Below are 15344 nucleotides of genomic sequence, written 5' to 3' on the forward strand. Positions count from 1 at the left end.
ACGGCTGGCTTCATGCCGCACCCAAAAACCGGACAGATTACGTGCTACAGACCCGGACAATTCATTTGCTCGCGACACGATGCGCCGCCGATGCTTGACGAATTGCCGCCGAGAAGGTTCCATACGGGCTCGCTTCATACCCGCGCGGCGCACCGCGCACTGATTCGATGAATTACCCAGCGATCCTAGAACGCATCCACACCGAACTCGCGCCCTGGATCGGCGCGGGCCGCGTCGCCGACTACATCCCCGAACTCGCGAAAGTGCCCGCCGAACGGTTCGGCATGGCCGTCGTCACGCTCGATGGCGAAGTCCACACGATCGGCGACGCGCGCGAGCGCTTCTCGATCCAGAGCATCTCCAAGCTGTTCGCGTGCACGCTCGCGTTTCAACTGCTCGGCGACGAACTGTGGCAGCGCGTCGGGCGCGAGCCGTCCGGCACCGCGTTCAACTCGCTCGTGCAGCTCGAAAGCGAGCGCGGCAAGCCGCGCAATCCGTTCATCAACGCGGGCGCGCTCGTCGTCGCCGACGTGCTGAGCCGCCGCTTCGTACGCGCGGAGACGGCGCTCGTCGAATTCATCCGTCGCCTGACCGGCATCGCCGACATCGATTACGATTCGCGCGTCGCGCTGTCCGAGCTGCAGCACGCGGAGCGCAACCGCGCGATGGCGCATTTCATGGCGAGCTTCGGCAACATGCAGATGCCGCCGGAGACGGTCGTCGACGCGTATTGCCGCCAATGCGCGATCACGATGAATTGCGTCGAGCTCGCGCAGGCGTCGCTCTTTCTCGCGAACGGCGGCGTCGCGCCGGCGACGGGCGCGCGGATTCTCGATCCGAGCTCGGCGAAGCGACTGTCGGCGCTGATGCTGACCTGCGGCACCTACGACGCCGCCGGCGACTTCGTCTACCGCGTCGGGCTGCCGGCGAAGAGCGGCGTCGGCGGCGGGATCGTCGCGGTGCTGCCGGGCGAGATGGCCGTGTGCGTGTGGTCGCCCGGGCTCGATCCGAACGGTAACTCGCTCGCGGGGACGCTCGCCTTGGAATGGTTGACGACCTACTCAGGGCGATCGATCTTTTGAAGCGCCGAGGTCAAGCGCGACTCATCCGGCGCAACGGCGGCAGATTTATGTCGGCGCTCGCCGGCACGCTCGCGCTCGAGCGGCTGACGACGTATTCGGGGCGTTCGATTTTCTGACGACGTCGGCGGCGCGACGCAGGATTTGACGGCGCGCGAGCGCCTCGATGTCGCCGCGCATCGATGGCCCACGCGACCGCTTCTCCGCAAGCCGCGCCGCCAGTTGCCAATCGGCGACCTGCGCGCCGGCAAGCGATCTCGCGTGCTTGACCGGCGGAAAGCCGGGCAACGGCGGCCGCGCGGCAAGCGCGGCAACCGAGCGACGTCACGTCGCCGACGTCCGCGACGTTCGCCGCCCACCCGGCGGCATTCGGGCTGCCGGTCCGACAACCACGATCGCTTCGCCCGAGCCGCGTACCGCCCGAACTGCGCCAACCAGGCCCCGCTTACTTCGCGATGTAGATCCCGGACGTCGGGCACGTGCCCTGCGTGCTCCCGTCCGTCACGAGCGACGCCGCGCTCGGGAACTGCGACGTCGCATCCGTCTTCACCGCAATCCACGCCTCGGTGAAATAGCTGACGTAGTTGACCTTCACGCACTTGAGCGACACCGCGCCGCGCGTGTTGCTGCCGAACGCGCCTTCGAACGCGGTCAGGAGCTGCGTCCGCGTCACCGTGTTGCCCGCGTTCGATTGCAGGAACGTGTTGAACGACGTCGTCGACAGGCGGCTGACCATCCCGGTCGCGTTGTTCCAGTATGCGTCGGCCGACGGCGCCTGCGCGCAGGCGCCGTGCTTGTACCACTCGTGCTTGTCGAGGCACGACTCGACGCCCGGCATGTACGTCGACAGCGTGCTCAACGTCGACGAGCCGACCGGGTACGAGTCCATGCTGCACCACTGATGGTTGTTGTCGAGGTCGATCTCGTTCTGCGGCACGCCGCAATAGAACGGCTGATTGCCGTCGTAGTTGTTCGGCCACAAACCATGCAGCGACAAGTTCGTCGACGCGTACGAACCCGACAGCGTGCTGCACTCGGTGGCGCTGTGCGTCGCGCAGAAGCCCGGCTCCCAGGACGTCGCGAGCAACAGATAGTCGTAGGCGTTGGCGGTGTTGCAAGCCGACGCGACCGCGAGCGCGCACGCGGCGCGCGCGAAGGTATGAAGCATACCGGCCCCCTCAGTATGGACGCGGCGACCGCGCGAGAGGCGCCGCGATGTTGGTGAACTGTCGGGTGCCTATTGTGCTTTCGTCAATATTGCAGCGGTGTGACTGCGTGAAGGCGCGACGATGCGGATCGTGCGACGAAGGCGATGCTCGGCGCAGTTGGACGAGATACGGCGAACGCGCGAGCGATCGCACGCGCGGCGGAGATGTTCGACGTGGATGTTCGAAATCGATGTTCGGCGTCGATGTTTCAAACGAGAAATTCAAACGCAAAATTCAAACACGGAGTCCGATGAAGCGCCGCGCGCGCTCGCGGACAGCGCCATCCCCTCGCCAGTTCATCGCGCATCCGACAGCACACGACCCGTCGCTCGTCGCGAGACGATCGACAGGCCGCCCGTGTCGCATCGCATCAAGCCGGCTGTGCGTCGCGCTGCCGCTCCAGCTCGCGCACGAGCGGCAGCACGCGCCTGCCGAAATATTCGACATCCTCAAGATAATGGAGGAATCCGCCGAGCACGAGATCGACGCCGATCTCCTTCAGCGCGACGATCCGCTCGGCGATCTGCTCGGGCGTGCCGATCAGGTTGGTCCTGAAACCGTCGTTGTATTGAACGAGATCGGCGAACTTCGAATCGGCCCACATTCCCTGCCCTTCGGGCGCCGCCTTGCCCGCCTGCTTGACCGCGTGGCCGAACGCGTTGACGGCGTCGACGTCCGCGTGACGGACGATCTCGTCGAGTACGTCGCGCGCCTCGCGCTCGGTGTCGCGCGCGATGATGAACGCGTTGACGCCGAACTTCACTTGCCGTCCCTGCGCGGCCGCCGCCGCGCGGATCTCGTCGATCTGCGCGCGATGGCCGTCGAGCGTGTTGCCGTTCATGAAATACCAGTCGGACACGGCGGCCGCCATCCGGCGCGCGGCCGCCGAGTTGCCGCCCTGGAAGATCTCCGGATGCGGCTGCTGCAACGGCTTCGGCTTCAGCGTGTAGTCGTTGAATCGATAGAAGTCGCCCTTGAACGTGAAGTTGTCCTGCGTCCAGACGCCCTTCACCGCCCGAATGAATTCCTCCGAGCGCCGATAGCGCTCGTCGTGCTCGAGCCACGGCTCGCCGATCGCGGTGAATTCGCCCTTGAACCAGCCGCTCACGACGTTGATCGCGACGCGCCCCTGGTTCAACTGATCGATCGTCGCAAGCTGCTTCGCGACGACGGCCGGATGCCACGGCCCCGGCAGGATCGCGGCGATCACTTTCAGCCGCTCGGTCGCGGCGAGAAGCGCATGGCTGAACGCGACGGATTCGTGCTGAAACTCGGCGCCGTAGCCGGCCGTGAAGCGGATCTGGGACAACGCGTAATCGAAGCCGTTCTTCTCGGCGAGCTGCGCGAGACGTCGGTTGTAGTCGATATCCCAGCTCGTGCGCTGCTCGATCTTGCTGACGACCAGGCCGCCGCTGACGTTGGGCACCCAGTAGGCGAACTTGAGGTGGTCCGGCTCGTGACTCATCGGATCGTTCCTTGAAGCATGAAGGGGACGGTAAGGATTCGGCGGCGCGCGGCCGGCCGGTCGGCAATGGCCCTCGGACGCGCCGCTTCTCGCGGCGTCTGTCTCGGCGCATCGTAGGGCGGGCCGGCATGTCGGCCAACCAATGAATTCAGCTATCGATGCCCGCCGCGGCGAGATATGCAAATGACGCACGGCGGCGGCCGAGATCGCGCTTTCACGCCGCCCGTGTCACGAACTGTCGAAATATTGAAGAATTTTGTCGCGGCATTGAACCCGGCGCGCCTTTCCGTATTCCAATGGCCGGTTTGCATTTTCATTACAATTGCTCGCCTGCCACGCCTTACCGTTCTGCCTCCCATGAAAAAATCCCAACGCCGCTGGATCGCCGCGGCGGCCGGCGTCGTCGTGCTCGCCTCGCTCGTCGTGCTGGCCCAACGCTTTTTCGCGAAAGACAAGGCGCCGCATTACCTGACCGCGAAAGTCGCCCGCGCCGACCTCGAAAACGCCGTGCTGGCCACGGGCACGCTCCACGCGTTCAAGCAGGTCGACGTCGGCGCACAGGTGTCCGGCCAGTTGAAGTCACTGAAGGTGAAGCTCGGCGACAAGGTGAAGAAAGATCAATGGCTCGCCGAGATCGATCCGGTGATCTCGCAGAACGAGCTGCGCCAGGCCGAAGCGAACGTCGACAACCTGATCGCGCAGAAACGCTCGACTGCCGCGCAGTTGAAGCAAGCCGAGCTTGCGTTCAACCGGCAGCAGCAGATGCTGCCCGACGACGCGACGTCGCGCCAGGACTACGAGACCGCGGCCGCGACGCTCGACGTGCAGCGCGCGAGCCTCGCCGCGCTCGACGCGCAGATCCGCGAGGCGCGGATCAAGATCGAGATCGCGCGCGCGAACCTCGGCTACACGCGAATCGCCGCGCCGATCGACGGCGAAGTGGTCGCAATCGTCACGCAGGAAGGCCAGACCGTGATCGCGCAGCAGCAGGCGCCCGTGATCCTGAAGCTCGCCGAGCTCGATACGATGACGGTCAAAGCCCAGGTGTCCGAAGCGGACGTGATCCGCATCCACCCCGATCAGGCCGCGTACTTCACGATCCTCGGCGAGCCCGACAAGCGCTACTACGGCAAGCTGCGCGCGATCGAGCCCGCGCCGCAGAACTTCCTCGACACGCAAGGCGGACTCGGCGGCATGGGCGGCGGCTCGTCGAAATCGAACACTGCGGTGTTCTACAACGCGCTCTTCGAAGTGCCGAATCCCGGCCATCGGCTGCGCATCTCGATGACCGCGCAAGTGAGCATCCTGCTCGGCGCCGCGCGCAACGCGCTCAACATTCCCGTCACCGCGCTCGGTGCGAAGGACAAGGACGGCGCGTATCCGGTACGCGTGCTCGGCGTCGACGACAAAGTCGCGACCCGCAAGGTCCGCGCCGGCATCAACAACAACGTGAAGGTCGAAGTGCTCTCGGGCCTGAAGGAAGGCGAGCGCGTAATCATCGGCGACGCGAACGAACCCGCGGCCGCCGGCGCCGCCGCGTCCGACGCGGGGAGCTGACGATGGCCGAACCGCTGCTGCAACTGACGCACGTCACGCGGCGTTTTCCCGCGGGCGACAAGGACGTCGTCGTGCTCGACGACGTGAACCTCTCGATCAGCGCGGGCGAGATCGTCGCGATCGTCGGCGCGTCCGGCTCGGGCAAGTCGACACTGATGAACATCCTCGGCTGTCTCGATCATCCGAGCTCGGGCAGCTACAAGGTGGGCGGACGCGAGACGAGCGAGCTCGAAAGCCACGAGCTCGCGCGCCTGCGCCGCGAACATTTCGGCTTCATCTTCCAGCGCTATCACTTGCTGCCGCATCTTTCCGCGGCGGCGAACGTCGAGATGCCGGCCGTCTACGCGGGGAGCGCGCACGCCGAGCGGCGCGAACGCGCGCTGAAGCTGCTCGCGCGGCTCGGCCTGTCGGATCGCGCCGACCATCGGCCGAGCCAGTTGTCGGGCGGACAGCAGCAGCGCGTCAGCATCGCGCGCGCGCTGATGAACGGCGGCGAAGTGATCCTCGCCGACGAGCCGACGGGCGCGCTCGATTCGAAGAGCGGCCAGGACGTGATCCGGATCCTGCGCGAGCTGAACGCGCTCGGCCACACGGTCATCATCGTCACGCACGACGAGCGCGTCGCCGCGCATGCGCGGCGCATCATCGAGATCAGCGACGGCCGGATCGTCGGCGACCGGCTCAATCCGCGCGCGGACGACGCCGACGGCGAGCTCGACGCGAACGGCAGCCCGGCGCCCCATCGCGCGCGCCGTCTGTCGGCGGGCGTCGGCCGCTTCGCGGAAGCGTTCCGGATGGCATGGATCGCGCTCGTGTCGCATCGGCTGCGCACGCTGCTGACGATGCTCGGCATCATCATCGGGATCACGTCGGTCGTGTCGATCGTCGCGATCGGCGAAGGCGCGAAGCGCTACATGCTCGACGAGATCGGCAGCATCGGCACGAACACGATCAACGTCTACCCCGGCCGCGACTGGGGCGACAGCCGCGCGGACACGATCCAGACGCTCGTGCCCGCCGACGCCGCCGCGCTCGCCGAGCAGATCTACGTCGACAGCGCAACGCCCGAGACGTCGCGCAGCCTGCTGCTGCGCTATCGGAACGTCGACGTCAACGCGCTCGTGAGCGGCGTCGGCGAGCGCTTCTTCCAGGTGCGCGGGATGAAGATGGCGCAAGGCATCGCGTTCGGCCCCGACGAGGTGCGCCGCCAGGCGCAGGTCGCGGTGATCGACGAGAACACGCGCCGCAAGCTGTTCGGCGCGAATCCGAACCCGCTCGGCGAAGTGATCCTGATCGACAATCTGCCGTGCGTCGTGATCGGCGTGACCGCGGAAAAGAAGAGCGCGTTCGGCGACATGAAGAATCTCAACGTCTGGGCGCCGTACACGACCGCATCGGGGCGGCTGTTCGGCCAGCGTCATCTCGACAGCATCACCGTGCGCGTGCGCGACGGCCAGCCGAGCGACGCGGCCGAGAAGAGCCTGACGAAGCTGATGCTGCAGCGGCACGGCCGCAAGGACTTCTTCACGTACAACATGGACAGCGTCGTCAAGACCGTCGAGAAAACCGGCCAGTCGCTGACGCTGCTGCTGTCCCTCATCGCGGTGATCTCGCTCGTCGTCGGCGGGATCGGCGTGATGAACATCATGCTCGTGTCCGTGACCGAGCGCACACGCGAGATCGGCATCCGGATGGCGGTCGGCGCGCGGCAGGCCGACATCATGCAGCAGTTCCTCGTCGAAGCCGTGACCGTGTGCCTGATGGGCGGCGCGATCGGCATCGTGCTGTCGTTCGGGATGAGTTTCCTGTTCTCGCTGTTCGTCGACCAATGGAAGATGGTGTTCTCGGCCGGCTCGATCGTGTCGGCGTTCCTGTGCTCGACGCTGATCGGCGTCGTGTTCGGCTTCATGCCCGCGCGCAACGCGTCGCGGCTGGATCCGATCGATTCGCTCGCGCGCGATTGAGGTGAAGCGATGACGAACTTCCCAACCCGTCGTTTCGCCCGACGCGCCGCCGCGTTTGCATGCGCGCATGCGTTGCTGTCCGGCTGCGCGACGCAGTCGCGCGACACGCCGTCGCCCGCGGTCCGCTTGCCCGAGCAATGGGCGTCGCCCGTCGCCGCGCAGGCGAGCGCCGCGCCCGACGACTGGTGGCGCCGCTTCGGCGACCCGACGCTCGATCGCCTGATCGACGAAGCGCTGCGCACGAACAACGATCTCGCGGCCGCCGCGATCCGCGTCTATCGCGCGCAACTGCAGGCAGGGCTCGCCGATACGAACCTGACGCCGAACGTGACGCTCGGCGCAACCGGCAACGTATCGCGCACGCTCGACACGCACCGGATGGGCCGCACGAGCGGCATCACGGGAACGCTCGGCTACGAGCTCGACTTGTGGGGCAAGCTCGCCGCGCAGCGCGACGCCGCGCGCTGGGAGCTCGAAGCGACGCAGGCCGACCGCGATGCGGCGCGGCTGTCGCTGATCGGCACGACGGCGGCGCTGTACTGGCAGGTCGCATACCTGAACCAGCAGATCGCGCTCGGCGACGCGAACATCGCGTATGCGGAGCGGACGCTGAAGCTCGTGCGCTCACGCCATGCGGCGGGGGCGACGTCCGGTCTCGACGTCGCGCAGGCCGAGCGGAACCTGTCCGCGCTGCGTGCCGACCAGACGCAACTGATCCAGCAGCGCGCCGAGAGCCGCAACGCGCTCGCGATCCTGTTCGACCAGCCGCCGCAGCGGCAAGCAGCCGAGCGCGGCGCGCTGCCCGATGCGCCGCTGCCGGAAGTCGCCGCGGGCCTGCCCGCCGAGCTGCTCGGCCGCCGCCCCGATCTGCGCGCGGCCGAGTTCCGGCTGCGCGAATCGCTCGCGAACGTCGACGTGACGCGCACGAGCTTCTACCCGACGTTCACGCTGACGGGCAACATCGGCACGGTGAGCACGAGCCTCGAGCGCGTGCTGCAGAACCCGGTCGCGACGCTCGGCCTCGGGCTCACGCTGCCGTTCATCCAATGGAACACGATGCAGTTGCAGATCAAGGTGTCGAAGTCGCAGTACGAGGAAGCCGTCGTCCATTTCCGGCAGAACCTGTACCGCGCGCTCGGCGAAGTCGAGAACGCGCTGTCCGCGCGCGTGCAACTCGAAGCCGAGGCCGACGAGCGCGCGCTCGCACTCGCGCAGGCGCAACGCGCGGAAACGCTCGCGAAGGCGCGCTTCGTCGCCGGCGCGACGGGCGTGCAACCGTGGCTCGACGAGCAGCAGCGGCTGCGCGATGCGCAAAGCGCGCTGGCGCGCACTCGGCTCGACCGCCTCAACAACCGGATGAACCTGTACAAGGCGCTGGGCGGCGCGGAATGAGCCGCTTCGGCGGGATCGGGCGCGCAGCCCGAAAGCCGTCGTTCGAAGCCTGCGCCGGGTCGCGGACATGCGCGGCATCGCGAGAACCTGCAACGAACGCGGTGCGCCGACATTGCCCAAACGCGGCGGCATCGCCGCGCTTCGCGCGAATCGGCGTCCCGAGGGGTCCCGCGTCGCTCGGCGCGCCGTCGGCGCGTCCGCCGTACCGACGCGTCGCATTCGCTCGAATTCGAAAAGCTCGTGCGATCGGCGATCGCGACGACGGCGACGGCGACGGCGACGGCGCAGCCTATCGCCCCCACGCCGCCCCCACGCCGCCGTCAGCGCCGCGACACGAGCGCAGCACGATCGCTCAATCCGCCTGTTCGCCGAGATCGGCGAGCGGATGCGCATCGCGCTTCCAAGGCGACGTCAGGAAATGCAGGACGCGCTCGCGCTGCACCTCGACGAGCGATGCGGGCGCCCAGCCCGGCCTGCGGTCCTTGTCGACGAGATGCGCACGCACGCCCTCGCGGAAATCGCCCTCCTCGATCGCGCGCGTGACGATCCCGAGCTCCATCCGGAACGATTCGGCGAGCGTCATCTGCCGGCCGCGCAAGAGCGCCTCGCGCGTCACTTCGAGCATCGTCGGCGAATGGCTCGTCAATGCGTCGAGCGCCGTCTGCAGCCATTGCCGGTGCTCGCGCGACAGCTCGTCGCGCGTCAGATCCTGCCGCAGCGTCGCGACGATCCGCTCGACGCCCGAGCGCTTGTCGAAATGCCGGACGATCCACGGCATCTGGCCGTCGAGCACCGCGTGCGGCACGACGTTGCACGGCGGCGCGAACACCGTGCGCAATGCGCGCAACGCGTCGCCCGACCAGTCCGTGCGTTCGAGCCGCGTCTCGAACGTGTCGAGCCACGACGACGGCACCGACAGATCGGCCAGCTTCGCGACGAGCGCATCCGCGCCCGACAGCGTCGCGCCCGTCAGGCCGACGTACAGCGACAGCTCGACCGGCAGCTTCGCGAGAAAATGCGTCGCGCCGACGTCGGGCACGAAGCCGATCCGCGTCTCCGGCATCGCGATCTTGCTGCGCTCGGTCGACACGCGCAGCGCGGCGCCCTGCGCGAGCCCCATCCCGCCGCCCATCGTGATGCCGTCCATCAGCGCGACGACGGGCTTCGAAAACGTGTGGATCGCGTAGTCGAGCCGGTATTCGTCGACGAAGAACGGCAGCCAGTCGCGGCCGCCCGCTTTCGCCATCCGGTGCAGCGCGCGCACGTCGCCGCCCGCGCAGAAACCCTTGTCACCCGCGCCGCGCAACACGACGGCGACGATCGAGCGATCGTCGCGGCAGCGTTCGAGCAATGCGGCGAGCGCGCGCACCATCTCGTGCGACAGCGCGTTGAGCGCGGCCGGCCGGTTCAGCGTGATCAGCGCGACGCGGTTCACGACGCGCATCGACACGTCGTGCGCCGCCGCGTCGCGATGGACGTCGTGCATCATCGGCGAGCTCATTGCGGCTGCCCTCCGTCGTCGATTCGCCATTGGGGCTTGCGCTTGCCGAGGAATGCGGCGACGCCTTCGCACGGCTCGCCGCCGTCGAACAGGTCGACGAAGCGCTCGCGCTCGATTGCGAGCGCCGCGCCGCGCGGCACGCCCTGCCGCGCGAGGCCGATCAGTTCCTTCGCGACGCCGACCGCGCGCGGACCGAGCGCGACCGCGCCGCGCGCGAGCCCGAGCGCGGCGTCGCGCGAGCGGCCCGTGTCGACGACCTCCTCGACGAGGCCGATGCGCAGCGCCGTTTCGGCGTCGACGCGCACGCCCGCGAGGATCATTCGCTTCGCCCAGCCTTCGCCGACGAGCCAGGGCAGCGTCTGCGTGCCGAGTCCGCATGGCGTCAGGCCGACCGACGGCTCGGGCAGCGCCATCTGCGCATGCCGCTCGGCGATCCGCATGTCGCACGCAAGCGCGCATTCGAGGCCGCCGCCCATCGCATAGCCGTTGATCGCGGCGATCGTCGGAAAGCGCGCGTCGTGCAGCGCTTCGAACGCGGCGCCGAAGCGCGCGGCCATCGTGCGCGCGATCGCGTGATCGCCTTCGGCGAACGCGTTCAGGTCGGCCCCCGCGCTGAAGAACTTCGGCCCGTCGCCCGTGACGATGAGCGCGCGCACGCGCGAATCGGCTTCGAGCTGCTCGATCGTGCGCTGCAGTTGCAGGAGCCCGTCCGCGCTGAACGTGTTCGCGGACGGGCGCTTGAGCGTGACGAGCGCGATCGCGCCGTCGTCGGCGTAGTCGAGCGCGATCATCAGGCGTCCTTTTTGACCGGCTGGTACAGACGGATCACCGCCGAGAAGTCGAGCTTGCCGTCGCCGCGGCTGCTCATCGTCTGATAGAGCTGCTGCGCGAGCGCGCCGAGATAGACCGGCTGCCGCACGTGCTTCGCCGCGTCGTTCGCGAGGCCGAGATCCTTCAGCATCAGATCCGTGCCGAAGCCGCCCGAGTAGCCTCGCGACGACGGCGCGGTTTCGATCACGCCCGGATACGGGTTGTACGTATCGGAGCTCCAACAGCGGCCCGTCGACGTGTTGATGATGCCGGCGAGCACCTTCGGATCGATGCCGAGCGACGCGCCGAGCGCCATCGCCTCGGAGACGCCCGCCATCGTGATCCCGAGCACGAGGTTGTTGCAGACCTTCGCGACCTGCCCCATCCCGGTCGCGCCGCAGTGGACGATGTTCTTGCCCATCGCCGAGAGCACGGGTTTCACGCGCTCGAAGTCGGCGTCGCTGCCGCCGACCATGAACGTCAGCGTGCCCGCCGCCGCGCCGCCCGTGCCGCCCGACACCGGCGCGTCGACGAATGCGCCGCCCTTGCCGCGCACGAGTTCGCCGAACGCCTGCGCGCTCGCCGGATCGATGGTGCTCGAATCGATCAGCATCGCGCCCGCGCCGAGGCCGGCCAACACGCCGTCGTCCTGCGTGAGCACGGCGCGCACGTGTGCGGCCGCGGGCAGCATCGTGACGACGAACTCGGCGCCCATCGCCGCGTCGCGCGGCGACATCACGACGTGCGCGCCGCCGTCCTTCACGAGGCGCAGCGCGTCCTCGCTGAGATCGAACGCGTGCACTTCATGGCCCGCCTTCAGCAGATTGAGCGCCATCGGCGCCCCCATGTGGCCCAAGCCGATAAAACCGATCTTCATCGCGCCTCCCAATCAGTGCAGCCGAATCGTCGTGTTGACGGCGCCCGCCGTCGCGTCGTCGTCGAACCAGCGCGCGGTGACGGTCTTCGTCTGCGTGTAGAACTGCACGACCTGCTTGCCGTACGGGCCGAGATCGCCGAGCTTCGAGCCGCGCGAGCCCGTGAAGCTGAAGAACGGCACCGGCACCGGAATCGGAATGTTGATGCCGACCTGGCCGATGTCGATCTCGCTCTGGAACTTGCGCGCGGCCGCGCCGCTCTGCGTGAAGAGGCCGACGCCGTTGCCGAACGGATTCGCGTTGACGAGCGCGATCGCCTCGTCGAGCGTCTCGACCGACATCACGCACAGCACCGGACCGAAGATCTCGTGTGTGTAGATCGTCATCTCCGGCTTCACGTCCGCGAAGACCGTCGGGCCGATGAAGTTGCCGTGCGGATAGCCGTCGACGTTCGTGCCGCGGCCGTCGAGCGCAAGCGTCGCGCCCTCCTTTTCGCCCGTCTCGATGAGGCCGAGGATCCGCTGCTTCGCCGCGCGCGACACGACCGGGCCGACGTCGGTGCCCGCCTCGGCGCCCGCGCTGACCTTCAGCGTCTTCGCCTTCGCGACGATGTCGGGCAGCCAGTCGCGCGCCGCGCCGACGAGCACCGCGACCGACGTCGCCATGCAGCGCTGGCCCGCCGCGCCGAACGCCGCGCCGACGAGCGCGTTGATCGTCTGCTCGCGGTTCGCGTCGGGCAGGATCACCGCGTGGTTCTTCGCGCCCATCATCGCCTGCACGCGCTTGCCGTGCTCGCTGCCGAGTCGGTACACGTGCGTGCCGACGGCCGTCGAGCCGACGAACGAGATCGCCTTCACGAGCGGATGCGAACACAGCACGTCGACGACTTCCTTGCCGCCGTGCACGACGTTCAACACGCCCTTCGGCACGCCCGCCTCGATCGCGAGCTCGACGAGCTGCATCGTCGACAGCGGGTCCTGCTCGGACGGCTTCAGCACGAACGTGTTGCCGCAGACGATCGCCATCGGGAACATCCACAGCGGGATCATCGCCGGGAAGTTGAACGGCGTGATGCCGACGCACACGCCGAGCGGCTGGCGCAGCGTGTAGGTATCGACGCCGCCCGCGACGTTCTCCGCGAATTCGCCCAATTGCAGCGAGCCGACCGAACACGCGTGTTCGACGACCTCGAGGCCGCGGAAGATGTCGCCTTCGGCGTCGGGCAGCGTCTTGCCCTGCTCGGCCGTCAGCGTCTTGGCGATCTGCGGCAGGTTCGCGCGCACGAGCTCCTGGAACTTCAGCATGATCCGCATCCGCGCGGACAGCGGCGTGCTTTTCCATTTCGCGAACGCGGCCTGCGCGGACTCGACCGCTGCGTCGACCTCGGCCGCCGTCGCGAACGGCACGCGCGCGAGCAGTTCCTGCGTCGCCGGATTGACGATGTCGCGCCACTCGGTCGCGTGGGACTCGACAAATTCGCCGCCGATCAACAGCTTCACGGTCGGCACGTGATGTCCCTTCCGGGACGACGGGGTTGCGTTCATCGTGCGATTCTCCAGGCTATGGCCGGCGACGCGCCGCGCGCGTCACCGGCCGGTTTATGCGGCGGCGCGGCCGGGCGTCACTTGCCGTCGGCCGCGAAATCCTCTTCCCAATACTCGCCGGGCATCCGGCTCGACGTGTCGTCGCCGCGCGCCAGTTCGCGCCGGCGCAATTCGACGCGGCGAATCTTTCCGGAGATCGTCTTCGGCAGCTCGGCGAACTGCAACCTCCGAATCCGCTTGTACGGCGCGAGCTTTTCGCGCGAAAAGCGGAAGATCTCGCGCGCGAGCGCCTCGCTCGGCTCGTAGCCCGCGCGCAGCGTGATGAACGTCTTCGGCACCGACAGCCGCACCGGGTCCGGGCTCGGCACGACGGCCGCCTCGGCGATCGCCTCGTGTTCGATCAGCACGCTTTCGAGCTCGAACGGGCTCAGCCGGTAGTCGGACGACTTGAACACGTCGTCCGCGCGGCCGACGTAGACGAAATAGCCGTCGTCGCGGCGCAGCGCGATGTCGGAAGTCCGGTAATGGCCGTCGCGCATCGCGTGCGCCGTCGCCTCCGGATCGTTCGCATAGCCCTTCATCAGGCCGACCGGGCGCTCGACGCTTGGGTCCACCGGCAGCGCGACCTCGCCTTCGCTCGCGCGCGCGCCGTCCGGATCGAGCAGGTCGATCGCGTAGCCCGGCAACGGCCGGCCCATCGAGCCCGGCACGACCGGCTGGCCCGGCGAGTTGCCGATCAGGCACGTGGTTTCGGTCTGTCCGTAGCCATCGCGGATCGTCACGCCCCACGCCTTTTTCACGCGCTCGATGATCTCGGGATTGAGCGGCTCGCCCGCGCCGACGATCTCGCGCAGCTTCACCGCGAACGTCGCGAGCGGCTGCTGGACGAGCATCCGCCAGACGGTCGGCGGCGCGCACATCGTCGTGACTTGATATTTGACGAGCGCATCGAGCACGACCTTCGGCTCGAAGCGCGCGTAGTTGAACGCGAACACGCACGCCTGCGCGTTCCACGGCGCGTAGAAGCAGCTCCACGCGTGCTTCGCCCAGCCGGGCGAACTGATGTTCCAGTGGATATCGCCCGGCTGCAGGCCGACCCAGTACATCGTCGACAGGCTGCCGACCGGATAGGTGCGATGCGTGTGCTCGACGAGCTTCGGCTTCGACGTCGTGCCGGACGTGAAATACAGCAGCATCGGATCGCTCGCGTGCGTGACGCCGTCCGGCGTGAAGTCCGCGCTCGCCGCGTAGCCGTCGGCGAGCGCGAGCCAGCCCGCGCGCGGCGCGCCCGCGACGATCTTCGTCACGTCGAGCCCCGGCTGCTCGAACTTCTTGGCCTCGTTCTCGTCGACGATCGCATAGCGCACGCCGCCGATCCGCACGCGGTCGCGCACGTCGTCGGCGGACAGCTGCGTCGTCGCGGGCAGCACGACCGCGCCCAGTTTCATCGCGGCGAGCATCGTGTCCCACAGCTCGACGCGATTCGGCAGCATCAGCAGAATCCGCTCGCCGCGCGCGACGCCGATGCCGCGCAGCCAGTTCGCGATCCGCGCGGAGCGCGCCGACATCTGCGCGAACGTGTACTGCGCGCCGTCGCCCGTCGCGGCGTCGACGATCCACAGCGCCGGCTTGTCATTGCCGCGCGCGATCGCGTCGAAGTAGTCGAGCGCCCAGTTGAATTCGTCGAGCGCCGGCCATTCGAAATCGCGATATGCGGTGTCGTAGTCGGTGCGGTGGCGCAGCAGGAAATCGCGTGCGTCGAGGAACGCCTGTGCCGTCATCGTGTCGTCTCCTGTCGATCGGAGTTAGCGCTTCAGCGCTTACTCCGATCCCATGCAAAGCTGTCGATCGGAGTTAGCGCTTCAGCGCTTACTCCGATCCCATGCAAAGCTGTCGATCGGAGCTGGCGCTTCAGCGCTTGCTCCGATCCCATGCAAAGCTGTCGATCG

At 67.9% G+C, this 15344-nt stretch carries 11 protein-coding genes; 4 read left to right on the forward strand and 7 right to left on the reverse strand.

Features of this window, described 5'->3' with window-relative positions:
* Positions 1-167 precede the first annotated feature (167 nt).
* Entirely contained in the window at positions 168-1082 is a 915-nt protein-coding gene (locus WS69_RS15350; RefSeq protein WP_059471591.1) for a glutaminase, read from the forward strand.
* Positions 1083-1524: 442 nt separating this feature from the next.
* Here WS69_RS15350 and WS69_RS15355 read toward each other — a convergent pair whose 3' ends face one another.
* Both WS69_RS15355 and sfnG read right to left on the reverse strand, forming a co-directional pair.
* On the reverse strand, positions 1525-2247 hold the full coding sequence (locus WS69_RS15355) for a ribonuclease T2 (protein WP_059471592.1): 723 nt from the start codon (positions 2245-2247) through the stop codon (positions 1525-1527).
* A gap of 410 nt (positions 2248-2657) precedes the next feature.
* Positions 2658-3752 carry a dimethylsulfone monooxygenase SfnG gene (gene sfnG / locus WS69_RS15360; RefSeq protein ID WP_059471593.1) on the reverse strand — a complete coding sequence of 365 codons (1095 nt, stop codon included), beginning with the start codon at positions 3750-3752 and terminating at the stop codon, positions 2658-2660.
* Positions 3753-4109: 357 nt separating this feature from the next.
* Between sfnG and macA the strand changes: the two genes are divergently transcribed.
* The 3 genes from macA to WS69_RS15375 are packed head-to-tail and all read left to right on the forward strand — an operon-like array spanning position 4110 to position 8665.
* Entirely contained in the window at positions 4110-5309 is a 1200-nt protein-coding gene (gene macA / locus WS69_RS15365) for a macrolide transporter subunit MacA (RefSeq protein WP_059471594.1), read from the forward strand.
* Between the two features lie 2 nt (positions 5310-5311).
* Positions 5312-7273 carry a macrolide ABC transporter ATP-binding protein/permease MacB gene (gene macB, locus WS69_RS15370; protein ID WP_059471595.1) on the forward strand — a complete coding sequence of 654 codons (1962 nt, stop codon included), beginning with the start codon at positions 5312-5314 and terminating at the stop codon, positions 7271-7273.
* A gap of 9 nt (positions 7274-7282) precedes the next feature.
* A complete protein-coding gene (locus tag WS69_RS15375) occupies positions 7283-8665 on the forward strand; it encodes an efflux transporter outer membrane subunit (protein WP_059471596.1) in 1383 nt (460 codons plus the stop codon).
* 352 nt (positions 8666-9017) lie between these two features.
* Here the strand turns inward: WS69_RS15375 and WS69_RS15380 are convergent, their stop codons facing one another.
* The 5 genes from WS69_RS15380 to WS69_RS15400 form a co-directional block, all read right to left on the reverse strand.
* Positions 9018-10166, reverse strand: coding sequence for an enoyl-CoA hydratase/isomerase family protein (locus tag WS69_RS15380; protein WP_059471597.1), 1149 nt, complete (start codon positions 10164-10166; stop codon positions 9018-9020).
* A complete protein-coding gene (locus WS69_RS15385) occupies positions 10163-10957 on the reverse strand; it encodes an enoyl-CoA hydratase (protein WP_059471598.1) in 795 nt (264 codons plus the stop codon). The genes WS69_RS15380 and WS69_RS15385 overlap by 4 nt, the downstream gene beginning before the upstream one ends.
* Positions 10957-11853 (reverse strand): 3-hydroxyisobutyrate dehydrogenase, encoded by an 897-nt coding sequence (mmsB, locus tag WS69_RS15390; RefSeq protein ID WP_059471599.1) that lies wholly within the window; start codon positions 11851-11853, stop codon positions 10957-10959. Before mmsB ends, WS69_RS15385 begins: the two co-directional genes overlap by 1 nt.
* A 12-nt stretch (positions 11854-11865) precedes the next feature.
* Positions 11866-13395, reverse strand: coding sequence for a CoA-acylating methylmalonate-semialdehyde dehydrogenase (locus tag WS69_RS15395; RefSeq protein WP_059471600.1), 1530 nt, complete (start codon positions 13393-13395; stop codon positions 11866-11868).
* A gap of 77 nt (positions 13396-13472) precedes the next feature.
* Positions 13473-15176: an AMP-binding protein gene (locus tag WS69_RS15400; RefSeq protein WP_059471601.1), complete on the reverse strand. Its 1704-nt coding sequence runs from the start codon at positions 15174-15176 to the stop codon at positions 13473-13475.
* Positions 15177-15344 lie beyond the last annotated feature (168 nt).

Source organism: Burkholderia sp. BDU5 (assembly GCF_001522845.1).
GTDB lineage: Bacteria > Pseudomonadota > Gammaproteobacteria > Burkholderiales > Burkholderiaceae > Burkholderia > Burkholderia mayonis.

Coding starts and splice junctions, on each gene's coding strand:
- macA (WP_059471594.1), top strand. CDS start 4,110: ATGAAAAAATCCCAACGCCGCTGGATCGCCGCGGCGGCCGGCGTCGTC.
- macB (WP_059471595.1), top strand. CDS start 5,312: ATGGCCGAACCGCTGCTGCAACTGACGCACGTCACGCGGCGTTTTCCC.
- WS69_RS15375 (WP_059471596.1), top strand. CDS start 7,283: ATGACGAACTTCCCAACCCGTCGTTTCGCCCGACGCGCCGCCGCGTTT.
- sfnG (WP_059471593.1), bottom strand. CDS start 3,752: ATGAGTCACGAGCCGGACCACCTCAAGTTCGCCTACTGGGTGCCCAAC.
- WS69_RS15385 (WP_059471598.1), bottom strand. CDS start 10,957: ATGATCGCGCTCGACTACGCCGACGACGGCGCGATCGCGCTCGTCACG.
- WS69_RS15400 (WP_059471601.1), bottom strand. CDS start 15,176: ATGACGGCACAGGCGTTCCTCGACGCACGCGATTTCCTGCTGCGCCAC.
- WS69_RS15350 (WP_059471591.1), top strand. CDS start 168: ATGAATTACCCAGCGATCCTAGAACGCATCCACACCGAACTCGCGCCC.
- WS69_RS15380 (WP_059471597.1), bottom strand. CDS start 10,166: ATGAGCTCGCCGATGATGCACGACGTCCATCGCGACGCGGCGGCGCAC.
- mmsB (WP_059471599.1), bottom strand. CDS start 11,853: ATGAAGATCGGTTTTATCGGCTTGGGCCACATGGGGGCGCCGATGGCG.
- WS69_RS15355 (WP_059471592.1), bottom strand. CDS start 2,247: ATGCTTCATACCTTCGCGCGCGCCGCGTGCGCGCTCGCGGTCGCGTCG.
- WS69_RS15395 (WP_059471600.1), bottom strand. CDS start 13,395: ATGAACGCAACCCCGTCGTCCCGGAAGGGACATCACGTGCCGACCGTG.